This window comes from Chloroflexaceae bacterium, from assembly GCA_025057155.1.
GTDB lineage: Bacteria > Chloroflexota > Chloroflexia > Chloroflexales > Chloroflexaceae > JACAEO01.
On record JANWYD010000008.1, the window covers coordinates 204657 to 220867 of the forward strand.

At 64.9% G+C, this 16211-nt stretch carries 15 protein-coding genes; 5 read left to right on the top strand and 10 right to left on the bottom strand.

Annotation, left to right across the window (positions count from 1 at the left end; all coding sequences use genetic code 11):
• Positions 1–95: 95 nt before the first annotated feature.
• Positions 96–854 carry an SDR family oxidoreductase gene (locus NZU74_09205; GenBank protein ID MCS6881498.1) on the top strand — a complete coding sequence of 253 codons (759 nt, stop codon included), beginning with the start codon at positions 96–98 and terminating at the stop codon, positions 852–854.
• Here NZU74_09205 and NZU74_09210 read toward each other — a convergent pair.
• Both NZU74_09210 and NZU74_09215 read right to left on the bottom strand, forming a co-directional pair.
• Positions 839–1792 carry a hypothetical protein gene (locus NZU74_09210; protein MCS6881499.1) on the bottom strand — a complete coding sequence of 318 codons (954 nt, stop codon included), beginning with the start codon at positions 1790–1792 and terminating at the stop codon, positions 839–841. The genes NZU74_09205 and NZU74_09210 overlap by 16 nt on opposite strands.
• Before the next feature lie 613 nt (positions 1793–2405).
• Positions 2406–3356, bottom strand: a complete 951-nt coding sequence (locus NZU74_09215) for a hypothetical protein (protein ID MCS6881500.1) — start codon at positions 3354–3356, stop codon at positions 2406–2408.
• 442 nt (positions 3357–3798) lie between these two features.
• Here NZU74_09215 and NZU74_09220 point away from each other — a divergent pair, with 442 nt between their 5' ends.
• A complete protein-coding gene (locus tag NZU74_09220; GenBank protein MCS6881501.1) occupies positions 3799–4905 on the top strand; it encodes an AI-2E family transporter in 1107 nt (368 codons plus the stop codon).
• A gap of 82 nt (positions 4906–4987) precedes the next feature.
• Here NZU74_09220 and pth read toward each other — a convergent pair whose 3' ends face one another.
• The 3 genes from pth to NZU74_09235 all read right to left on the bottom strand — a co-directional run bounded on the left by pth (position 4988) and on the right by NZU74_09235 (position 7948).
• A complete protein-coding gene (gene pth, locus NZU74_09225) occupies positions 4988–5554 on the bottom strand; it encodes an aminoacyl-tRNA hydrolase (GenBank protein ID MCS6881502.1) in 567 nt (188 codons plus the stop codon).
• A gap of 211 nt (positions 5555–5765) precedes the next feature.
• Complete coding sequence (locus NZU74_09230) at positions 5766–6860, bottom strand: C45 family peptidase (GenBank protein MCS6881503.1); 1095 nt, start codon at positions 6858–6860, stop codon at positions 5766–5768.
• A 68-nt stretch (positions 6861–6928) separates the two neighbouring features.
• The gene (locus tag NZU74_09235) at positions 6929–7948 is read right to left on the bottom strand and encodes a GNAT family N-acetyltransferase (protein ID MCS6881504.1); all 1020 of its coding nucleotides are present in this window, start codon (positions 7946–7948) and stop codon (positions 6929–6931) included.
• A gap of 304 nt (positions 7949–8252) precedes the next feature.
• Here NZU74_09235 and NZU74_09240 point away from each other — a divergent pair, with 304 nt between their 5' ends.
• The 3 genes from NZU74_09240 (at position 8253) to NZU74_09250 (ending at position 10930) form a co-directional block, all read left to right on the top strand.
• The gene (locus NZU74_09240) at positions 8253–9377 is read left to right on the top strand and encodes a DUF4367 domain-containing protein (protein ID MCS6881505.1); all 1125 of its coding nucleotides are present in this window, start codon (positions 8253–8255) and stop codon (positions 9375–9377) included.
• Positions 9378–9399: 22 nt separating this feature from the next.
• Positions 9400–10104, top strand: coding sequence for an ABC transporter ATP-binding protein (locus NZU74_09245; GenBank protein ID MCS6881506.1), 705 nt, complete (start codon positions 9400–9402; stop codon positions 10102–10104).
• Between the two features lie 145 nt (positions 10105–10249).
• Positions 10250–10930, top strand: a complete 681-nt coding sequence (locus NZU74_09250) for an HAD family hydrolase (GenBank protein MCS6881507.1) — start codon at positions 10250–10252, stop codon at positions 10928–10930.
• A 55-nt stretch (positions 10931–10985) separates the two neighbouring features.
• Here the strand turns inward: NZU74_09250 and NZU74_09255 are convergent, their stop codons facing one another.
• The 5 genes from NZU74_09255 to NZU74_09275 are packed head-to-tail and all read right to left on the bottom strand — an operon-like array spanning position 10986 to position 16142.
• Positions 10986–11369, bottom strand: coding sequence for a cytochrome C oxidase subunit IV family protein (locus NZU74_09255; protein ID MCS6881508.1), 384 nt, complete (start codon positions 11367–11369; stop codon positions 10986–10988).
• Positions 11369–12193, bottom strand: a complete 825-nt coding sequence (locus NZU74_09260; GenBank protein MCS6881509.1) for a cytochrome c oxidase subunit 3 — start codon at positions 12191–12193, stop codon at positions 11369–11371. The genes NZU74_09255 and NZU74_09260 overlap by 1 nt, the downstream gene beginning before the upstream one ends.
• 35 nt (positions 12194–12228) lie before the next feature.
• Positions 12229–13887: a cytochrome c oxidase subunit I gene (gene ctaD, locus NZU74_09265; protein ID MCS6881510.1), complete on the bottom strand. Its 1659-nt coding sequence runs from the start codon at positions 13885–13887 to the stop codon at positions 12229–12231.
• Between the two features lie 4 nt (positions 13888–13891).
• Positions 13892–15253, bottom strand: a complete 1362-nt coding sequence (gene coxB / locus NZU74_09270; GenBank protein ID MCS6881511.1) for a cytochrome c oxidase subunit II — start codon at positions 15251–15253, stop codon at positions 13892–13894.
• Between the two features lie 49 nt (positions 15254–15302).
• Positions 15303–16142 carry an SCO family protein gene (locus tag NZU74_09275; protein MCS6881512.1) on the bottom strand — a complete coding sequence of 280 codons (840 nt, stop codon included), beginning with the start codon at positions 16140–16142 and terminating at the stop codon, positions 15303–15305.
• Positions 16143–16211: the final 69 nt, after the last annotated feature.

A 16211-nucleotide genomic window follows, 5' to 3' on the forward strand; every position in this document is an offset into this window, starting at 1 on the left:
AGGAAGCCAGCTTCGGCTTTTCTCGGGGCGCAACCCGGAGGGTTGCGCCCCGTGGTGATATCCAGTTCCCCTCATTATTGCTACAAGGACAACTGATGGAAGAACTACGCGACAAAGCTGTCCTGATCACCGGCGGCGGCGGCGGCATCGGGCGCGCGACGGCCCTGGCCTTCGCCCGGTCCGGCGCCCGCCTGATGCTCGGCGATCTCGATCTTGACGCGGCAGAGGAGTCGGCCCGGCAGGTCGCCGCCATCGGAGGCGAGGCCTATGCCATGCGCTGCGACGTCTCGCGCTCCGAGGAGGCCGAGGCGCTGGTGCGCGAGGCGGTAGCGCGCCTGGGGCGTCTCGACTGCGCGGTCAACAATGCCGGCATCGAAGCTTCCCAGGAGAGCGCCGCGCGCCTGCCGGTCGAGACCTGGGAGCGCACCATCGCCATTAACCTGAGCGGCGTTTTCTACTGCATGCGCGCCGAGCTGGCGGCCATGCGCGCCAGCGGCGGCGTCATCGTCAACATCGCCTCGGTGCTGGGGCTGGTCGGTTTTGCCGGCGCCGCGGCCTATGTGGCCGCCAAGCACGGCGTGATCGGATTGACGAAGGTCGCCGCGATCGAGTTTGCCGCCCGTGGCATTCGGGTCAATGCCGTCTGCCCGGGTTTTGTCGAGACGCCCATGCTCGACCGCGTGGGCATAACCGGCGACCCCGACCGGCGCGCACTGATTGAGGGCCTGCACCCGATCAATCGCCTGGGCCGCCCCGAGGAGATCGCCGGAGCGGTGCTCTATCTGTGCTCCGATGCCGCCTCGTTTGTCACCGGCCATGCCCTGGTGGTGGATGGAGGCTACACGGCGCGGTAACGCGTCGCCACCTCGCGCAGCGCGGCGAGCAACTCCAGCGCCGCTGCCATCTCATCGGGGTGGTTCGAGACGCTTTCGACGTTGATCCCCAGGGGCAGGCATTGGGTGACGTCCTGCTCCAGAATGGCCCGCAGGTGGTCGCAGCAGATCTGGATGGAACGCCGGAAGGGGGCCGGGTCGGCAAGAATGGTGCGTTCCGTTTCGGGGGCCATCGCCACCCCCAGCCAGCGGAGGAACTCCGCCGTTTTTGGGCGGCCACAGGGTGCGAAGGTCAGTACAATGCGCTTTGGCGCCACTCCCTCGCGGGCGCAGGCGGCGAGGTAATCGCGCAACAGCCGGATCGTCGGCTCGCTCTGGTAGACGATCTGGGAGATGAAGTAGTCGCACCCGGCGGCGGCTTTGTGCAACAGCCGCTGACTCTCATCGTAGGCCGGCGAGTGGCGCTCGGCAATCACCACGCCGCCCAGTGGCGGCGCGCCGGGCAAGCGCTTCGCCAGGCGCAGCGCCCGGTCAACCGCCAGAGCGCCGGGCGGGGGCGTGGGAGTCGCCGCGCCGACCAGGGAGAGGGCGGCGACCTGGTAATGTTGTACTGTTTCATCGAGCCAGGCCAGCCAGCCGCCCTCATCGAACGCCGTCACACACTTGTAACTGATGGCGGGCAGACCGGTCAGCGCCTGAAGCCGGCAGGCATGCGCCCGCGGGTCGCTGGCAGGGAAAAAAGGGAACGGTCGCGGCTCGCTGGTGCGGCCGCTTTCATCCTGCACATCATACACAACCACCCCGTCGAGCGGCAGATGCCCCAGGCGCGCCGCCAGCCGCTCGGCCAGTTCGGCGCTCCGCTCGGGTGAAGCGTCGGCGCGGGGCGGTGTGGCCCCGTAGAGAAGCAGAAAGCGCCGCGGATCACCCAGTCGGTCGCGGAAGGAAGCGATGGTATCCATAGATGCGCCCCTGGATGATTCGACATGTTCCGGCGCCGCCGCGCGGCGCCGCGCCGGAAGGGAGATCGTGCGGGGCCGCAGGCCCCGTCCTCCCAGGCGAGACGAAGTCTCGTCTTGAGGCGAAATCCTCCCAAGTATATCCGTTTTTGTCGAGGTGTTGTGCGGCGCGGCCTCCCCGGGGCGAAGCCCTGGTGATGAACTAGAGCACTGACCGGAATGCTTGATCCGCTGAGGACATTGAGCGGTGTAGGTTGCTGCGCCTGCGCCGCCATCGTTACGGGTCAACCTTTTCGTGAAACGCTCTAGAGCTGCTGCGCCCGTCGGGCGCAGCGTTCCGGGGCATCCGCCGTTGCCTGAGACAGGCCCCGGACAACTACAGCTATGCTCAAGCCTCGGCGGGCGCTGGCCGGGCCTGGCGCTTCACCTGAAGCTGCCTGTCAACTCCATAAGCGTTGATCATGCACCTCCTGGCGCCTTTGTGACGCATCCGGCACGTTCCGTGTCACCCTGAGCGCAGCGAAGGGTCCCGGTCGAGATGCTTCCCCTTCGGCTATGCTCAGGGCAGGTGCTGCGCTCAGCATGACAAATGACTTGCCGGATGCGTCACTTTGCGTCAACGAGCTATGCTCTGACGGCGATCACTGATCTGCCGGAAGACGGCGACGGTCACGCCAGCGGCGAGCAGGCTCATCGCCACGAAGCCGCCAATGATGAGCACCACGAATTGCATCATGATGAACTCGACGCCCAACCGTAGTTGCATTACCGTTTGCAGGATGACCATCGGGCCGATCAGGGCGCAGAGCACGAGGATGGGGACCCCGAGCACGTAGCCGAGCGGGTCGCGGCGCAACAGCAGGATGCCCGCCAGCGTCGCCGCCGGGGCAATCAGCCCAATGTCGAGGCCGTAGGTGAAGAGGGTAGTGTAGCTCCCCAGGCCGACCGGCGCCCTGCCCTCCAGCAGCGGGCCGACTATGTCGCTCAGCCAGAGCAGCGCCGTGCCTGGCCCCGCCAGGAAGAGGATAGCGGCAGCGGCGCGGTGCGGCAGGCCTGGCCCGATGTGGGCCGGGAGCTCCGCGCGGTCGATGACGGTCAGCGCGAGGACGAAGGCAAAGATGCTGCTTGAGAAGAGCGCGACATAAACCAGAAACAGGGGGTTCAGCGCCGCGCTGAAGGCCATCGAGGCGCCGTTGTAGAGGAGGTAGCTGAGGGCGCCGGCGAGCAGGAAGGTTGCGCGCAACGAGCCGCGGCGGTAGCCAACCAGGCCCACGATCAGCAGCGGCAGCACGCCGAACAGCACCAGGAGATCGCTCCCCTTAAAGGCCCCGGCGCTGAAGAGCGTATCGTAGCGGTAGAGCCCCTGCCCGTAGAGCAGCACGGTCTCGCCGCGCACGGTTTTGAAGGGAATGGGTTCACCGGCGCCCGGCCAGAGCAGACCGGCGAGGGAAGTCGTCAGGGCCAGCACGCCGCTGAGCGCCGCCAGCCAGACCAGGGCCGCCGAGGCGCGGGTCGCACTGCGGATGGTCGGGTTAGTGATGGACGGGCGGGAGAATACGGCAGCCATCGCTCACGTTCCTTTCGCAGACATTGTTGACGCCATCACAAATAATAGCTGCGCGATTGATGTTGAAATACTTCTCTGCGTAGATCGCCGCGTCAACTTGCGATTATGTGTCCATTGTAGTTCATCCGCGTGATCCAACCCTCCGTCTTTTGGTTGAAAGCGCGCATACCTTCTGACCGATACCTGCCGAAGCAGTTTTCTTACTTCATGTTTCGTTAGTTTTGGCGGCGTCGCCGCCAAAACTAACGAAACATGATCGTACCAGGCGGCGTAGCCGCCCCCCGCCGGAGGCGAAAGTTGCAACCGCCCTGTAGCGTGGCCCGCCCCGGCAGGGGCGCCGTGCTATACTATGCATGCGCGCCTCCCGGCGGGCGACGCGCTGGCGCCGCGCGGCCATTGCCGCACGGCAACCGCCTGATGGCCCTGCGATGAAGAGACAGCGATGGGCGATTCTTCCCGCGAATCAACCACGATCCTCAAACCGTTGCTGATCATAGCGGCGGTGGTGGTGCTGCTTGGCGCGATGCGTCTGGCGGCGCCGATCCTCAATCCGGTGCTGCTGGCCCTGGTGATCACCCTCCTGTGCAACCCGATCTACCTCTGGCTGCAACGGCGCGGCCTGCCAGCCTGGGTCGCCCTGCTGATCATGATCGGCGGCTTTCTGACTACCGCGGGTTTCCTCGGATCGCTGATTGGCATCTCTGTCAGCCGGGCCACTGCCCGGCTGTCGGTCTACCAGTCGTTGCTGGCCGAGCAGGAACGCGCCCTGCGGGCCTGGCTCGCCGGTCACGGTTTGATCGAAGGCGACCTTCAACTCTTCGGCTTGCTCAATAGCGCCAACCTGACAAGTGTGTTGGGCTTCATTCTTACCGGCATAGGAAACGTGCTCGGCAACGCCCTGCTGGTCGTCGTGCTGGTGATCTTCTTCCTGGTGGAACTGCCCCTCTTCAGGCGCCGATTTCAACACGCCCTGGGTGAGAATAGTCAACTGCTGCATAGCCTGACGTCTTTTGGCGGGAGCGTGGTGCGCTACTTTGTCATTCGCACCTACATTAATCTTGCGGTTGGAATCGGATCGACCATAGGGTTGATATTCCTGGAAGTGCCGTTCGCCATCCTCTGGGGCATCCTGATCTTTGTGTTTGGCTTCATTCCCTACATCGGCATCCCCATTGCTATGGTGCCCGCAGTGCTGCTCGCCCTTGCCGAGCATGGCTTCCTGCGCGCTGGTCTGGTGATCCTGGCGGTTACCCTGGTCAACACCGCCTTCGAGAACCTGGTGGCCCCGGCGCTCATTGGCCACCAGTTGCGCCTCTCGCCAGCGGTGGTATTCCTTTCGTTCTTCTTCTGGACCTGGCTCCTCGGGCCGCCGGGCACCTTCCTCTCCATGCCCATCACGGTGTTGGTCACGGTGATCCTCGACAGCTACGAGGAGACACGCTGGCTGGCGCGTCTGATGGGCGCCGCGTCGATCGAGGCCCTGAGCGAGGCGGCGCCCAGATCGACAGTGGCCGATTCATCCTCCTCGCAGGGTGTTCCGGAAACATGATCTCCGGGCAACAAAACAGTGCAGGCAACCCTCAGGGTTGCCTGCACCACCTTCATCATGTTGCACGTTAGAGCGCCGCGCGCTACCCCGGATTGTAGCGGTTCATCGCCGCGACCAGCCCCTCGCGCAGCACCACTTCCACTGCATCAGCGACGGTGTCGAGCAGCGCCGGCAGGGCCTCCTCCTCTTCCCGCGAGAAGCGTGACAGCACGTAGGCCGCCGGGTCCATCTTTCCCGGGGGCTGGCCAATGCCCACGCGCAGGCGAGGGAACTCGCCGTTCCCCAGTTGCTGCACGATTGAGCGCATGCCGTTGTGGGTGCCCGCGCTTCCGCGCTCGCGCAGACGCAGCTTCGCAAAAGGCAGATCCAGATCGTCGTAGATCACCAGCAGTTCGCGCGCCGGGTCAATTTTGTACCAGTTGCGCAGCGCCGACACCGCCTGGCCGCTCAGGTTCATGAAGGTCTGTGGCTTGGCCAGGGCCACCCGTTGCCCGGCGATGGTCCCCTCGGCGACCAGGCTTCTGGCCTGTTTTCCCCGAAACTCCAGACCGTGCCGCCGGGCGAGGACGTCGAGGGCCTCGAAGCCGATGTTGTGGCGCGTTCGCGCATAGCGTTCGCCCGGGTTGCCCAGGCCGACGATGAGCCACATAGGGTGTTGATCCGATAACCGGGTTGTCGATCTGGCAGGCAAGCAGGAAAACCAGGGTTCCCCGTCCCTCTCTCATAAGCGCGGGGCGCTGTTCCTCACCCTCCCCCCGGCCCCCTCCCTCTCCACTACCGGTGGAGAGAGAAGGGGCGCCGAGCGCAGCGAGGCGGGGTAGGGTGAGGACCCAGACAATGCACATTCACCTGCAACCCTATCATACCTCATCCGAGCCAACCGCCAGCGCATAGCGCGTATACGTTCCCTGGCACGGCGGGCCATCGGTCATGAAGAGCGCGCAAGCGTGCAGATCCATAATTACCGAAACCACGCTCTCATAATGTTCTTCGGGAGGTTCGTTCGGGTCAATATGAAAACAGATCGAGTAAGGGTAACCCTCGTGGTCGCGCAACGCCGCCTGCACATCACCCAGGGCCAGGGGCCGCGCGGCGAGCAGGCGCTCCAGACGCGCCTGGCGCCGCCACGAGTGGGGATTCTTTTCCACATTGCGCTCGGTAACGCCAACGGCCTCGGCGTGCAGGAAGTGGTTGGCGTGCACCAGGCAGCCATGCGTACAACCGCTCACGTGAACGCCTCGCGGCCCCAGTTCCAGGTTCATCACCCGGTCGGGGACCTGGGCCAGTAGAACGTTCGCGGAGCAGGAGCGCTCCTCGCTGGCGACGGCTCGCGCGGCGGCATCCAGGTCCCGCGCGCGCAGCGCCTCGTACCAGCGCACGTGAAAAGGCCGGCGCAGGCGCCTCCAGTCGTCGTCGTGGCTGGTCAGGCCGTTAATCGCCAGCCCCAGCCCTGCCGCGTTCAGACCGATCTTACCGCCAAAGATGCCCGCCTCGGTGAAAGCCAGGCTCTGCGGACGGTCTGGCTCGACCGTGTGGATCAGGGCGCCCTGCACGCCGGCGATCCAGTCCCAGTTCTCACCCAGCAGCAGATGCCCTTCTACGGTGGCCTCGGGCGCCAGGGCGAAGGTCGTACACCCCTCTGGCAGAGGCCGTTCGACGAATGCGTCGTAGAACAGTTCGTAGCGCGCGTTCAGCGCCGCGATAGCTGCGAGATCAACCCTGGCGCCATCGGCGATGCCCCGCATCCCGGCGTGGTAGTCCGGACTCTGGTCGGCGATGGCCGCGGCGTAGCGCGCAGCACGGCGCAACGCCTCGGCGCGGGTCAACTTCAACTCGCGCTCGAAGCGCGCGAAGTAGAGGCGCAGATTGTGCTCGATCCGCCTGCGCAGGGCCTTCCCGTGGGTCAGGCCCTGGTGGTAGGGAGAGCCTTCCAGGCGCAGCAGGGGCAATGCCATTGCGCCACCTTTCCCCTTCTAGAGAGTCTGGGTCGGCGAAACCCTCCCGGTTCTCCCAGGAGGGCTTTCTATGCCTCGGATTGCAGGCGTTTCACAAAACTCACCCAGGCCGGCTGCTTCACGAAGCCAAGAGCCTCGTTGATGCTGAGCATTCCCTGGTTACTCGATTCGTTCCAGGTCTTGAGCGTCTGGATTCCGTGACGGCGGGCGTACTCGATGGCGCACAGTTTCAGCGCCAGAGCGATGCCGCGCCGCCGGTACTCGCGGCGCACCCCGGTGAGGCCGGTGTAGAGCGTATCAGGTTCCTTTTCACTCTTCCACAGCGCACTCAACCCGACGTAGCGCTGCCCGTCTATGGCCACGAAAAAGCCCTCAGGCAGGAGATCGCGATTCTCGAAGACATAGCGCTCAAAACTCTCTGGAGAAGGCGCGGTGAACGGTTCTGGCGAAGGAACGTCCCGGGCCAGGGTCACGTCCAGGTCGTAGAGCTTGCGACGATGCTCCGGATCGCCTTCGATTAACTCGCGCAGGGTGACGATACGGATCCCGCTGGCGAGCACTCGCTCAACGTGACCGGCGAAGGGGGCTGGATCAAATCCCGCCACCGCGAGGCGTGATTCCCACTCGCGCCGATCTTCGACGAACCCCCGCTCGGTCAGGAAGCGCATGGAGCGGGCATAGTCGCTACGGCAGTGGGCGCGAATGCGTAGCGGGTCGAGGGGCGCCAGGGCCGCCGTGACCGTCGCGTACAGCGCCCGGCCAACGCCCTGGCCCTGCCGCTCCGGGCGCACCGCCGCGAAGAAGGTGAACAGCCGTGGGTGGTACATCGTCTCTGGCTGATCGTAACTGGCAAAGCCCACCGCCTCACCCTCAGTTTCAGCGAGCCAGCGGCGGCACTTGAGATGCGGCGGTTGCCTCTGGTCATGCTCCTTCCACTCCTCGACCGATTCGGGATATTCGGGAAAGGCCGCGTTACACACGGCCACGGCGGCGGCGTAGTCTGCCTCGCTGCCGCTAAACTCGCGGATGATCAACCCTGGCGGCGCGGCAGGAGTCTGCGCCGCGCTTTCTGTAGAAGCCTGTGACATAAGTATGGCCTGTTCAGTCCGGGAGTTAACCGGTCGCTTCATCGCCGTATTGTAGAGGCTTTCGCCCCTGGTCGCCATCGGTCACGGGTCCTGGTCTGGTTGATATAGGGAAACCGAGTTGCCCCACACCGTCCGCCTCCGGCGGGGGGGTGAGGCAAGCCTCGGAGACTTTGCGACATCCCGCTCAACCCAATGACTGGATCTCGTCGCCCGAAACGTGGTACAGTAAACTGTGTGATGATAAAGATGCCAGGCTTTCTTGTTTGCCAACTCTACACGCATAACCTGGAACGGCAGGAACACGATGCGACGTTCACTACTGCTGCTGATCGGGCTCCTCAGCGCGCTGCTGCTCGCCGCCTGCGGGCAACGTTTGCCCACAGCGGAGGAGATTGTTGAGCGCATGGAGGCGGCCCGCGCCGCTACCGACGATGCCCGCGCCACGGTGGTCTTCGATCTCACCACCCCCGACCGCTCCGGCCGGATGGTGGTGGATAGCTGGATGCAGAAGACCGGTGCGAACGATGCTGCCGGTAAGCCTGTCTATCGCGCGCGGACGGAGGTGCGCGAGGCCAGTGAGGCCGGACTGGTCGGTTCGCTTATGGTCAGTGACGGCGAGACCTTCTGGCTCTACAACCCCGCCGAGAACACCGTGATCACCGGCGCTGCCAGCCAGATGCGCGAGGCCGCTGCCGCGCCCGCCGGTCCTGCGACGATGCTCCAGGACCTGATCGCCCAGGGGCTTGACGCGGTGCAACTTGAGGTGCTCGGCGCCGAAGTGGTGGCCGGCAAGAACACCTGGAAGGTCAAGGTCACTCCCCGGCCGGCCACGCGCGAGCAGCTTGGTCTCGATGGCCTGGTTGAAGGCTTTATGTGGGTGGATGCGGAACTGGCGCTGCCACTCAAGGCCACTTTCGACGCCAGCGACTTCGGGCGCGGCAGCATCGAGGCCCTGCGCCTCGAAACCAACACCGGCCTGAGCGCCGACCTGTTCCGCTTCACCCCGCCCCCCGGCGCTACTGTGGTGCGCGCCGAGGATCTGGCCGCGCGGGCGAAGTCCAGCGTCGCTTCGCTCGACGAGGCCCGCGCCGCGGTCAGCTTCCCCCTGCGCGAGCCGGGCTACCTGCCCGCCGGGATGGCGCTGGTCGAGGTGCGTCTCGTCGGCCCCGATGCCGTGATCCTCAACTACGCCGGCGCTGGCGGCAGTGTGAGCGTGGTGCAGAGCAGCGAGGAGATCGGCCGCGACCAGGCGCCGCCCGCCGGTAGCCAGATGCGCGCCGTGACGGTGCGTGGCGTGTCCGGCGCCCTGATCGTCGGCGCCGACGGCCGGGGCAGCCTGCTGCGCTGGGAAGAAGGTGGTCTGCGCTACGTCGTCGCCGGGGCCGTCGGCCCCGATGAGGCGCTGAAGATTGCCGAGAGCCTGCGCTAGGGCAATCCAGCATCGCCGACCTATGACCGCGACCCTCATCCGCGCCATTGCTCTTGCCCGCCGCTACCAGATGGGCAAAACCTACGTTGACGCGCTGCGGGGCGTGGATCTCCAGGTGGCCCCCGGCGAGTTCGTGGCCCTGGTTGGCCCCAGCGGCAGCGGCAAGAGCACCCTGCTGCACCTGATCGGCGGTCTGGTACGCCCCACTGGCGGCGAGATCTGGGTCAACGGGATCGAGCTGGGCCGCAGCAGCGATCAGGAACTGGTACGCTACCGTCGCGATACGCTCGGCTTCGTGTTCCAGAGTTTCAACCTGCTGCCCGTCAAGACCGCCTGGGAGAACGTTGCCGTCCCGCTGATGCTTGCCGGTGTGTCGCCCGAACGCCGGCGGGCGCGGGCGATGGCCCTGCTGGAGCAACTCGGCCTCGGCCACCGCGCCAACCACCGGCCCGCCGAGTTAAGCGGCGGTGAGCAACAACGGGTCGCCATCGCCCGCGCTCTGGCCAACCACCCGCGGCTGATCCTGGCCGATGAACCCACCGGCAACCTCGACAGCCGCACCGGCGGCGAGATTATGGCCCTCCTACGGAGCCTGGTACGCGACGAGGGCCTGACCCTGCTTCTCGTCACCCACGATATGAGCGTGGCTCGCTATGCCGACCGCATCGTCCATCTGCGTGACGGGGCGGTGCAGTTCGTGGAGGCAGTAGAAGCAACATCATGGTAGATTGCGGGTCGGGGAGGGGCGCGGGGAGGCCGGGTTACGCTCGTTGGGCCGAAGTATTGGCGCAGCCGGTGCTTCGGCCTTACTGACCTGGACGACTGTGGGAAGGATCGCCTCCCCCTGGCCAACGTGAACTGGCAGCACTGGTATGATACGCGCCCTGATCTTCGATTTTGATGGACTGATCGTTGACACCGAAACTCCGGCGCTGGAGAGCTGGCGGCGCATATATGCCGAATACGGGTTCGATCTGGGATTGCAGGAGTGGTCGGCGACGCTGGGCACGCGCCACGGTTTCGACGCCCTCGAGCACCTGATTGGTCTGGTCGGGGCCGCCGACCCTGCCCGCGCCGCCGCGCTGCGCGCCGAGAGCGCCGCCATCCGCGCGCGCCGGCGGGCTCTCAAGGACGCCATGGGGGCTGCTCAGGGCCTGTTGCCCGGCGTCATCGAGGTGCTCGACGAGGCCGAGGCGCTGGGATTGCCGTGTGCGGTGGCTTCCAGCAGCGACTATCGCTGGGTCGGGGGCTGGCTGGAGCGGCTGGGGATCGCCCGGCGCTTCGCCTGCATCCGCACCGCCGACGACGTGACGCGCACCAAGCCCGACCCGGAGCTGTTTCTCTCCGCCGCCGCGGGGCTGAAGTTGCCGCCGGAAGCCTGTCTGGTGCTCGAAGACTCGGCCAACGGCATTCTAGCCGCTCGCGCTGCGGGTTGCCCGGTGGTGGCCGTACCGGGCGCGGTAACGCGCCAGTTGCCCCTGCCGCCCGCCGATCTGACCCTGCCCTCCCTCGCCGCCATGCGCCTGGCGGACATCCTGGCAGTGTTTCAGTAGAACGGCTCCTCCTGGTGCAGGGCGATGCGGCGCAATTCTTCCTTTGCCGCCCATCTCACGGCAGCGGTCCGGGGGGCGGGGGCCAACCCCGCGCAAAATAATCCACCATGGTAATAATCACCATAATCGCGAAGCCTATAAACGCCGCCGCGGCATAGGCCTGCGTGGCCCGCTCGCTGACCTTTACGTGCATAAAGTAGAGGACAATCAGCGTTGTCTTGGCGATGGCGATGGCCATAGCGATCGCCACGCCAAGCAGGCGCGGCAGGGCGATGAACCCCTCGATCCACCAGGCCCCTACCGTGAGCGCCATCAACGCCATCAGCGCGCCGAACACCTTGTAGTACGTCCCGCGGCTGATGTGGGTATGCCGGACATGCTCCGGGTGGACGCCGTCGCCCTGGGGGCCGTGGCTGGCAGTTGTGCTTGTCTTTGCCATCAGTGCACCAGATAAAACAATGGGAAGAGAAACACCCAGATAATGTCAATCAGGTGCCAGTAGAGGCCCCCGACCTCAATGGGAGTAAAATAGGTTGGCGTAATCACCCCGCGCCAGGAGATAAAAGTCAGCACCGAGACAATCGTCAGCCCGATGACCATGTGTACGGCGTGCAGACCGGTGGCGACGAAGTAGAGGAAGTAGAACAACTGATAGGGCGAGCCAGGGCCAGCCTGGGGCTGCCCGTGGCCCGCCTCGGCCCCGTGGGTGGCTGCAGCGCCCTTGCCGCCCTCGGCGCCGTGGGCCTCGGGGAAGATGAAGCTGCGTCCGGGCACCAGACATTCCTTTTCTTCGAGCCGCGCGCCGCCGGTCACCCAGGCGACCGGATTGGCCGCCCCGGCGCAGTGGGCGAACTTCTCGCCGTACTCGTAGCCCTTGATCACCAGGAAGGTCGCTCCCAGCAGGAGGGTGATCCCCAGCATCGTCAGCAGGCGCCGCCGGTCGCCCTCCTCGGCCGCGTTTACCGCCAGGGCCACCGTCAGCGAACTGACCAGCAGCACCACCGTGTTCACCGCGCCGAGAGGGGTGTTGAGATGGTGCGCCGCCTCGGCCCACACATCGGGAAAGGCCCAGCGGTAGACGATATACGCCATAAAGATCCCGCCGAACAGCATGATTTCGGTCACCAGGAAGACCCACATCCCCAGGGTGGCCGTCTCCTTCTGCTGTTGTGCGCTCTCGAAGTGGTGCAGAAGTTCGCGCCCATGAGCCTCGTGGCCATGCTCATGGACCGGCGCCGGTTTCGCGGTTGGTGTCGTCGCCAAGGTGCGCTCCTCTACTCGTGGCTGTGCACCGCTGTTTACAACGGGCTTCCCGGCCGCCACTCAGCCGCGTCGCGGGCGGCGGCCTCGGGCGGATAGGCGTAGGCTTCGGTCGTTACGATAGGAATGGCCTCGAAGTTGTGGGTCGGCGGCGGCGAGGTGGTCTTCCACTCCAGGCCCGTCGCGTCCCAGGGATTGTTGCCGGCGATCCGCCCGGTCTTCAATGAGAGCAGCAGATAGATGATCGGAATCACGAACCCTACTGCCAGCACCGTGGCCCCGGCGGACGAGAGCACATGCAGGATCTGGAACTCCTCAGGGTACACATGGTACCGGCGCGGCATGCCCAGGTAGCCCAGCACGAACTGGGGGAAGAAGGTCATGTTGAAGCCAACGAAGATGATCAGCGCCGAGATGCCGCCCCAGATTTCATTGTACATCCTGCCGGTCATCTTCGGCCACCAGTAATGGATGCCGCCCAGGTAGGCCATGATCGTGCCGCCGACCATCACGTAATGGAAGTGAGCCACCACGAAGTAGGTGTCGGTCACGTGAATGTCAATCGCCACCACGCCGAGGAAGATCCCTGTCAGCCCGCCGAGCACGAACAGGCCGATGAAGCCCAGAGCGTAGAGCATCGGCGTGCGGTAGCTGATCGAGCCTTTGTAGAGCGTCGCCGTCCAGTTGAATACCTTGATCGCCGACGGAATGGCGATCAGCATGGTAATGAAGGAGAAGACCAGGCTGGAGTACACCGACTGGCTGCTCACGAACATGTGGTGCCCCCAGACCAGGAAGCCCAGGATGGCGATGGCCATGCTAGAGAAGGCGATAAACTCGTAGCCGAAGATGCGCTTGCGCGAGAAGGTCGAGATCAGTTCGGAGATCACCCCGAAGGCCGGCAGGATCATGATGTACACCGCCGGGTGGGAGTAGAACCAGAAGAGATGCTGGAAGAGCAGCGGATCTCCGCCCAGGGCCGGGTCGAAGATCCCTACTCCCCACAGGCGCTCGATGGCCACCAGCAGCAGGGCAATGCCCACTACCGGCGTGGCCAGCACGATCACCAGACTGGTGGCGTACATCGCCCAGACGAACAACGGCAGCCGGAACCAGGTCAACCCCGGCGCGCGCATCTTGTGGGTGGTAGCGATGAAGTTCACCGCTGTGGCGATGGATGAAAAACCCATAATGAAGGCGCCGGTGATCGTCAGGATGACGTTCGAGTTCGAGTAGGTGGAACTGAAGGGGGTGTAGAACGTCCAGCCGGTATCCACGCCGCCTAGCACCGCCGCGCTGAGGGCGAAGATGCCGCCGAACATGTACAGGTACCAGCTCAGCAGGTTCAGCCGGGGAAAGGCCAGGTCGCGCGCGCCGAGCATCAGCGGCAGGAGGAAGTTCCCCAGCACTGCCGGGATGGCCGGGATGAGAAAGAAGAAGATCATGATCACGCCGTGGAGCGTGAACATGCGGTTGTACACGTCCGACGACATCAGGTCGCCCTGGGGGGTGATCAGCTCGAGGCGCACAAAGGTGGCCGCCAACCCGCCCAGCAGAAAGAAGAAGTTGATAGCGAGCAGGTACAGAATAGCAATGCGTTTATGATCAACCGTAAACAGCCACGACCTGATCCACGCCCCCAGGTCCGGGGTGTCGTCGTGCAGGTAGCCGCGCTGCGGAAAGGCCGTCGTCGCCATGGCTTCAGTCCCCTAGTGATTTGATGTATTCGACCAGTTGCCGCACCTGGTCGTCGCTGAGCTGGTTGCCGTAGACCGGCATCACCGGCTGGTAGCCTTCGACCACTTTCGCTGGCGCGTTGCGGATCGACTCGATCAGGTACGCCTCGTCGGCGGTGACGACGCTGCCGTCGGCCATGCGCTGCTGGGTATTGTACAACCCTTCCAGCGCCGGGCCGATCCCCGCGCCGTCGCTGCGATGGCAGCCGGCGCAGCCCAGGTTGGTAAACAGCTGCTTTCCCTGCGCCGCCAGGGCCGCGTCGAAGGGTGGAGACGCCGCGCCGCTCGTGCCGGAAGTTGTATCGCCGGCGCCGCGGCTCATCGCGCCCGTCCCGCCGTTCGACAACGACTTGATGTAGGCGATCAACTGGTTGATCTGATCTTCGCTCAGTTGGCCGGCATACGAAGGCATCACATTCTGGTAGCTGGCAACGATCTGCGCGCCGGGGTTGAGGATCGCCGTCCGCAGGTAGTTCTCGTCGGCAGTGACCACTGTGCCATCGCTCATGCGCTGCTGGGAACCGTACAATCCCTGGAGGCCGGGGCCAATCCCCGCCCCGTCCATACGGTGGCACCCGGCGCAGCCGAGGTTGGTGAAGAGTTGCTCGCCGACCAGCGCCATCGGGTCACCCTGGGCGGGAACCAGCACCGGCGGCGCGGTCGCCGCGCCGCTGCTGCCGTCGGGCAGGATGACCTCGCCCGGCGTCACCAGCCAGCGCTCGTAGTCGGCAAGGGTGAGGGCCACTACCCGGCCCACCATTAGCGAATGCTCGGTGCCGCAGTACTCGGCGCAAAAGAGGTGATACTCGCCCGGCTGGGTGGCCTCGAACCACATCGAGGTGTAGCGCCCCGGCAGCACGTCCTGCTTCACCCGAAAGGCGGGAATGTAGAAGCTGTGGATTACGTCCTGCGAAGTCATGATCAGCCGCACCGGACGGTTGATCGGCACGTGCAACTCGTTGTTCTCTCGCTTGCCGTTGGGATGCTGTACGTGCCACATCCACTGCTTGCCGATCACATACACCTCAAGCGTCTGTTTCGGCGGGGTGCGCATGTGCACGTACAGGAAGGCGCCCCAGAAGAACACGCCCATCACCAGCAGCAGCGGTATGCCCGACCAGGTCAGTTCGAGGATCAGGTTGGAATGGACCTGGTTGAGGCGGTCCACTGCCTTATTGCTGCGATGGTAGCGCACCATGAGAAAAAGAATAACGAAGGGCAGGACGCCGCCGAAGATCAGGCTCAGGCCGATCAGCACCACGTAGAGGGTGTCAAGCTGGCCGGCAAAGGTTGATGCCTGATCGGGGAACAGAGGAAAGTTGCGCATACAGCATCCTATCCGGGGCTCAAGGCGCCCGCCATCCCGTCAATGGGTCTTACCCCGAAGCAGCCACGGGCCCAGGGGGCGCTCCTGGCGCGCCAGGACGGCCCGAACCGCGACTCAGCAGGTACAATGACGCCAGCAGAATAATGACCGTAAGGACGCCTCCCACCCGCACCAGGGTCAGCACCAGGCCGGTATACGTGCCGGTGGCCGGGTCGAACTGGTAGCACAGCAGGAGCAACTGGTCAACCGGCGTGCCGATCTTATTGCCCGAAGCCTCGACGATCCCCAGGCGCACATCGCTGGGATTGAACTCGATACCGTAGAAGTAGCGCGCCAGGCGCCCCTCGGGCGTGAGCACCAGGATGCCCGCAGCGTGGGCATACTGGTCAATCCGTTCGTCGTAGAAGTACGTGAAGCCCACCGCCTCGGCCAGGCCGGTGATGCTGTCCTGCGGGCCGGTGAGGAAGTGCCAGCCGGCCTTGCCTTCGGGCCGGTTGTAGCGCGAGACCACCGCCGCGCGAGTGTTGGCCGCGTTCATCGGCGTCTCGCGGGGGTCAATGCTCACGTTAACCACCTGGAAGTCGCTTCCCACCGTGAGCGGCACCTTGTTCAGGGCTTCGACCAGACCGTTGCGCACCAGCGAGCAGAGCATCGGGCATTCGTAGTAGCCCAGGGTAAGCACCACCGGTTGCGCGCCGAAGTAGTCGCCCAGGCGCACTGCGCGGCCCTCTTCGTCTACGAAGGGCAGATCCAGCGGGATCTGCGCGCCGAGCCGTTGCTCGAAGGAGACGTTCGCCAGTGGATCCGGTCCGCTCTGCGCGCCCGCCGTTCCCGGCGCCGTCATAAGGACTATGAACAGAATGCCGGCCAGCCAGCGTGCGAATGACATGGCGTATACCATTTCGGATTTTGGATTTTGAATTGCGATACAGTTCGTCCCAATGAGACCTGATGATGA

What these genes read in the sequence shown, in the direction of transcription:
- NZU74_09215 (MCS6881500.1), bottom strand. Translation starts at nt 3,356, where the DNA reads ATGGCTGCCGTATTCTCCCGCCCGTCCATCACTAACCCGACCATCCGC.
- NZU74_09240 (MCS6881505.1), top strand. Translation starts at nt 8,253, where the DNA reads ATGCGACGTTCACTACTGCTGCTGATCGGGCTCCTCAGCGCGCTGCTG.
- NZU74_09250 (MCS6881507.1), top strand. Translation starts at nt 10,250, where the DNA reads ATGATACGCGCCCTGATCTTCGATTTTGATGGACTGATCGTTGACACC.
- NZU74_09205 (MCS6881498.1), top strand. Translation starts at nt 96, where the DNA reads ATGGAAGAACTACGCGACAAAGCTGTCCTGATCACCGGCGGCGGCGGC.
- NZU74_09245 (MCS6881506.1), top strand. Translation starts at nt 9,400, where the DNA reads ATGACCGCGACCCTCATCCGCGCCATTGCTCTTGCCCGCCGCTACCAG.
- NZU74_09230 (MCS6881503.1), bottom strand. Translation starts at nt 6,860, where the DNA reads ATGGCATTGCCCCTGCTGCGCCTGGAAGGCTCTCCCTACCACCAGGGC.
- NZU74_09220 (MCS6881501.1), top strand. Translation starts at nt 3,799, where the DNA reads ATGGGCGATTCTTCCCGCGAATCAACCACGATCCTCAAACCGTTGCTG.
- NZU74_09235 (MCS6881504.1), bottom strand. Translation starts at nt 7,948, where the DNA reads ATGTCACAGGCTTCTACAGAAAGCGCGGCGCAGACTCCTGCCGCGCCG.
- coxB (MCS6881511.1), bottom strand. Translation starts at nt 15,253, where the DNA reads ATGCGCAACTTTCCTCTGTTCCCCGATCAGGCATCAACCTTTGCCGGC.
- ctaD (MCS6881510.1), bottom strand. Translation starts at nt 13,887, where the DNA reads ATGGCGACGACGGCCTTTCCGCAGCGCGGCTACCTGCACGACGACACC.
- NZU74_09275 (MCS6881512.1), bottom strand. Translation starts at nt 16,142, where the DNA reads ATGTCATTCGCACGCTGGCTGGCCGGCATTCTGTTCATAGTCCTTATG.
- NZU74_09210 (MCS6881499.1), bottom strand. Translation starts at nt 1,792, where the DNA reads ATGGATACCATCGCTTCCTTCCGCGACCGACTGGGTGATCCGCGGCGC.
- pth (MCS6881502.1), bottom strand. Translation starts at nt 5,554, where the DNA reads ATGTGGCTCATCGTCGGCCTGGGCAACCCGGGCGAACGCTATGCGCGA.
- NZU74_09255 (MCS6881508.1), bottom strand. Translation starts at nt 11,369, where the DNA reads ATGGCAAAGACAAGCACAACTGCCAGCCACGGCCCCCAGGGCGACGGC.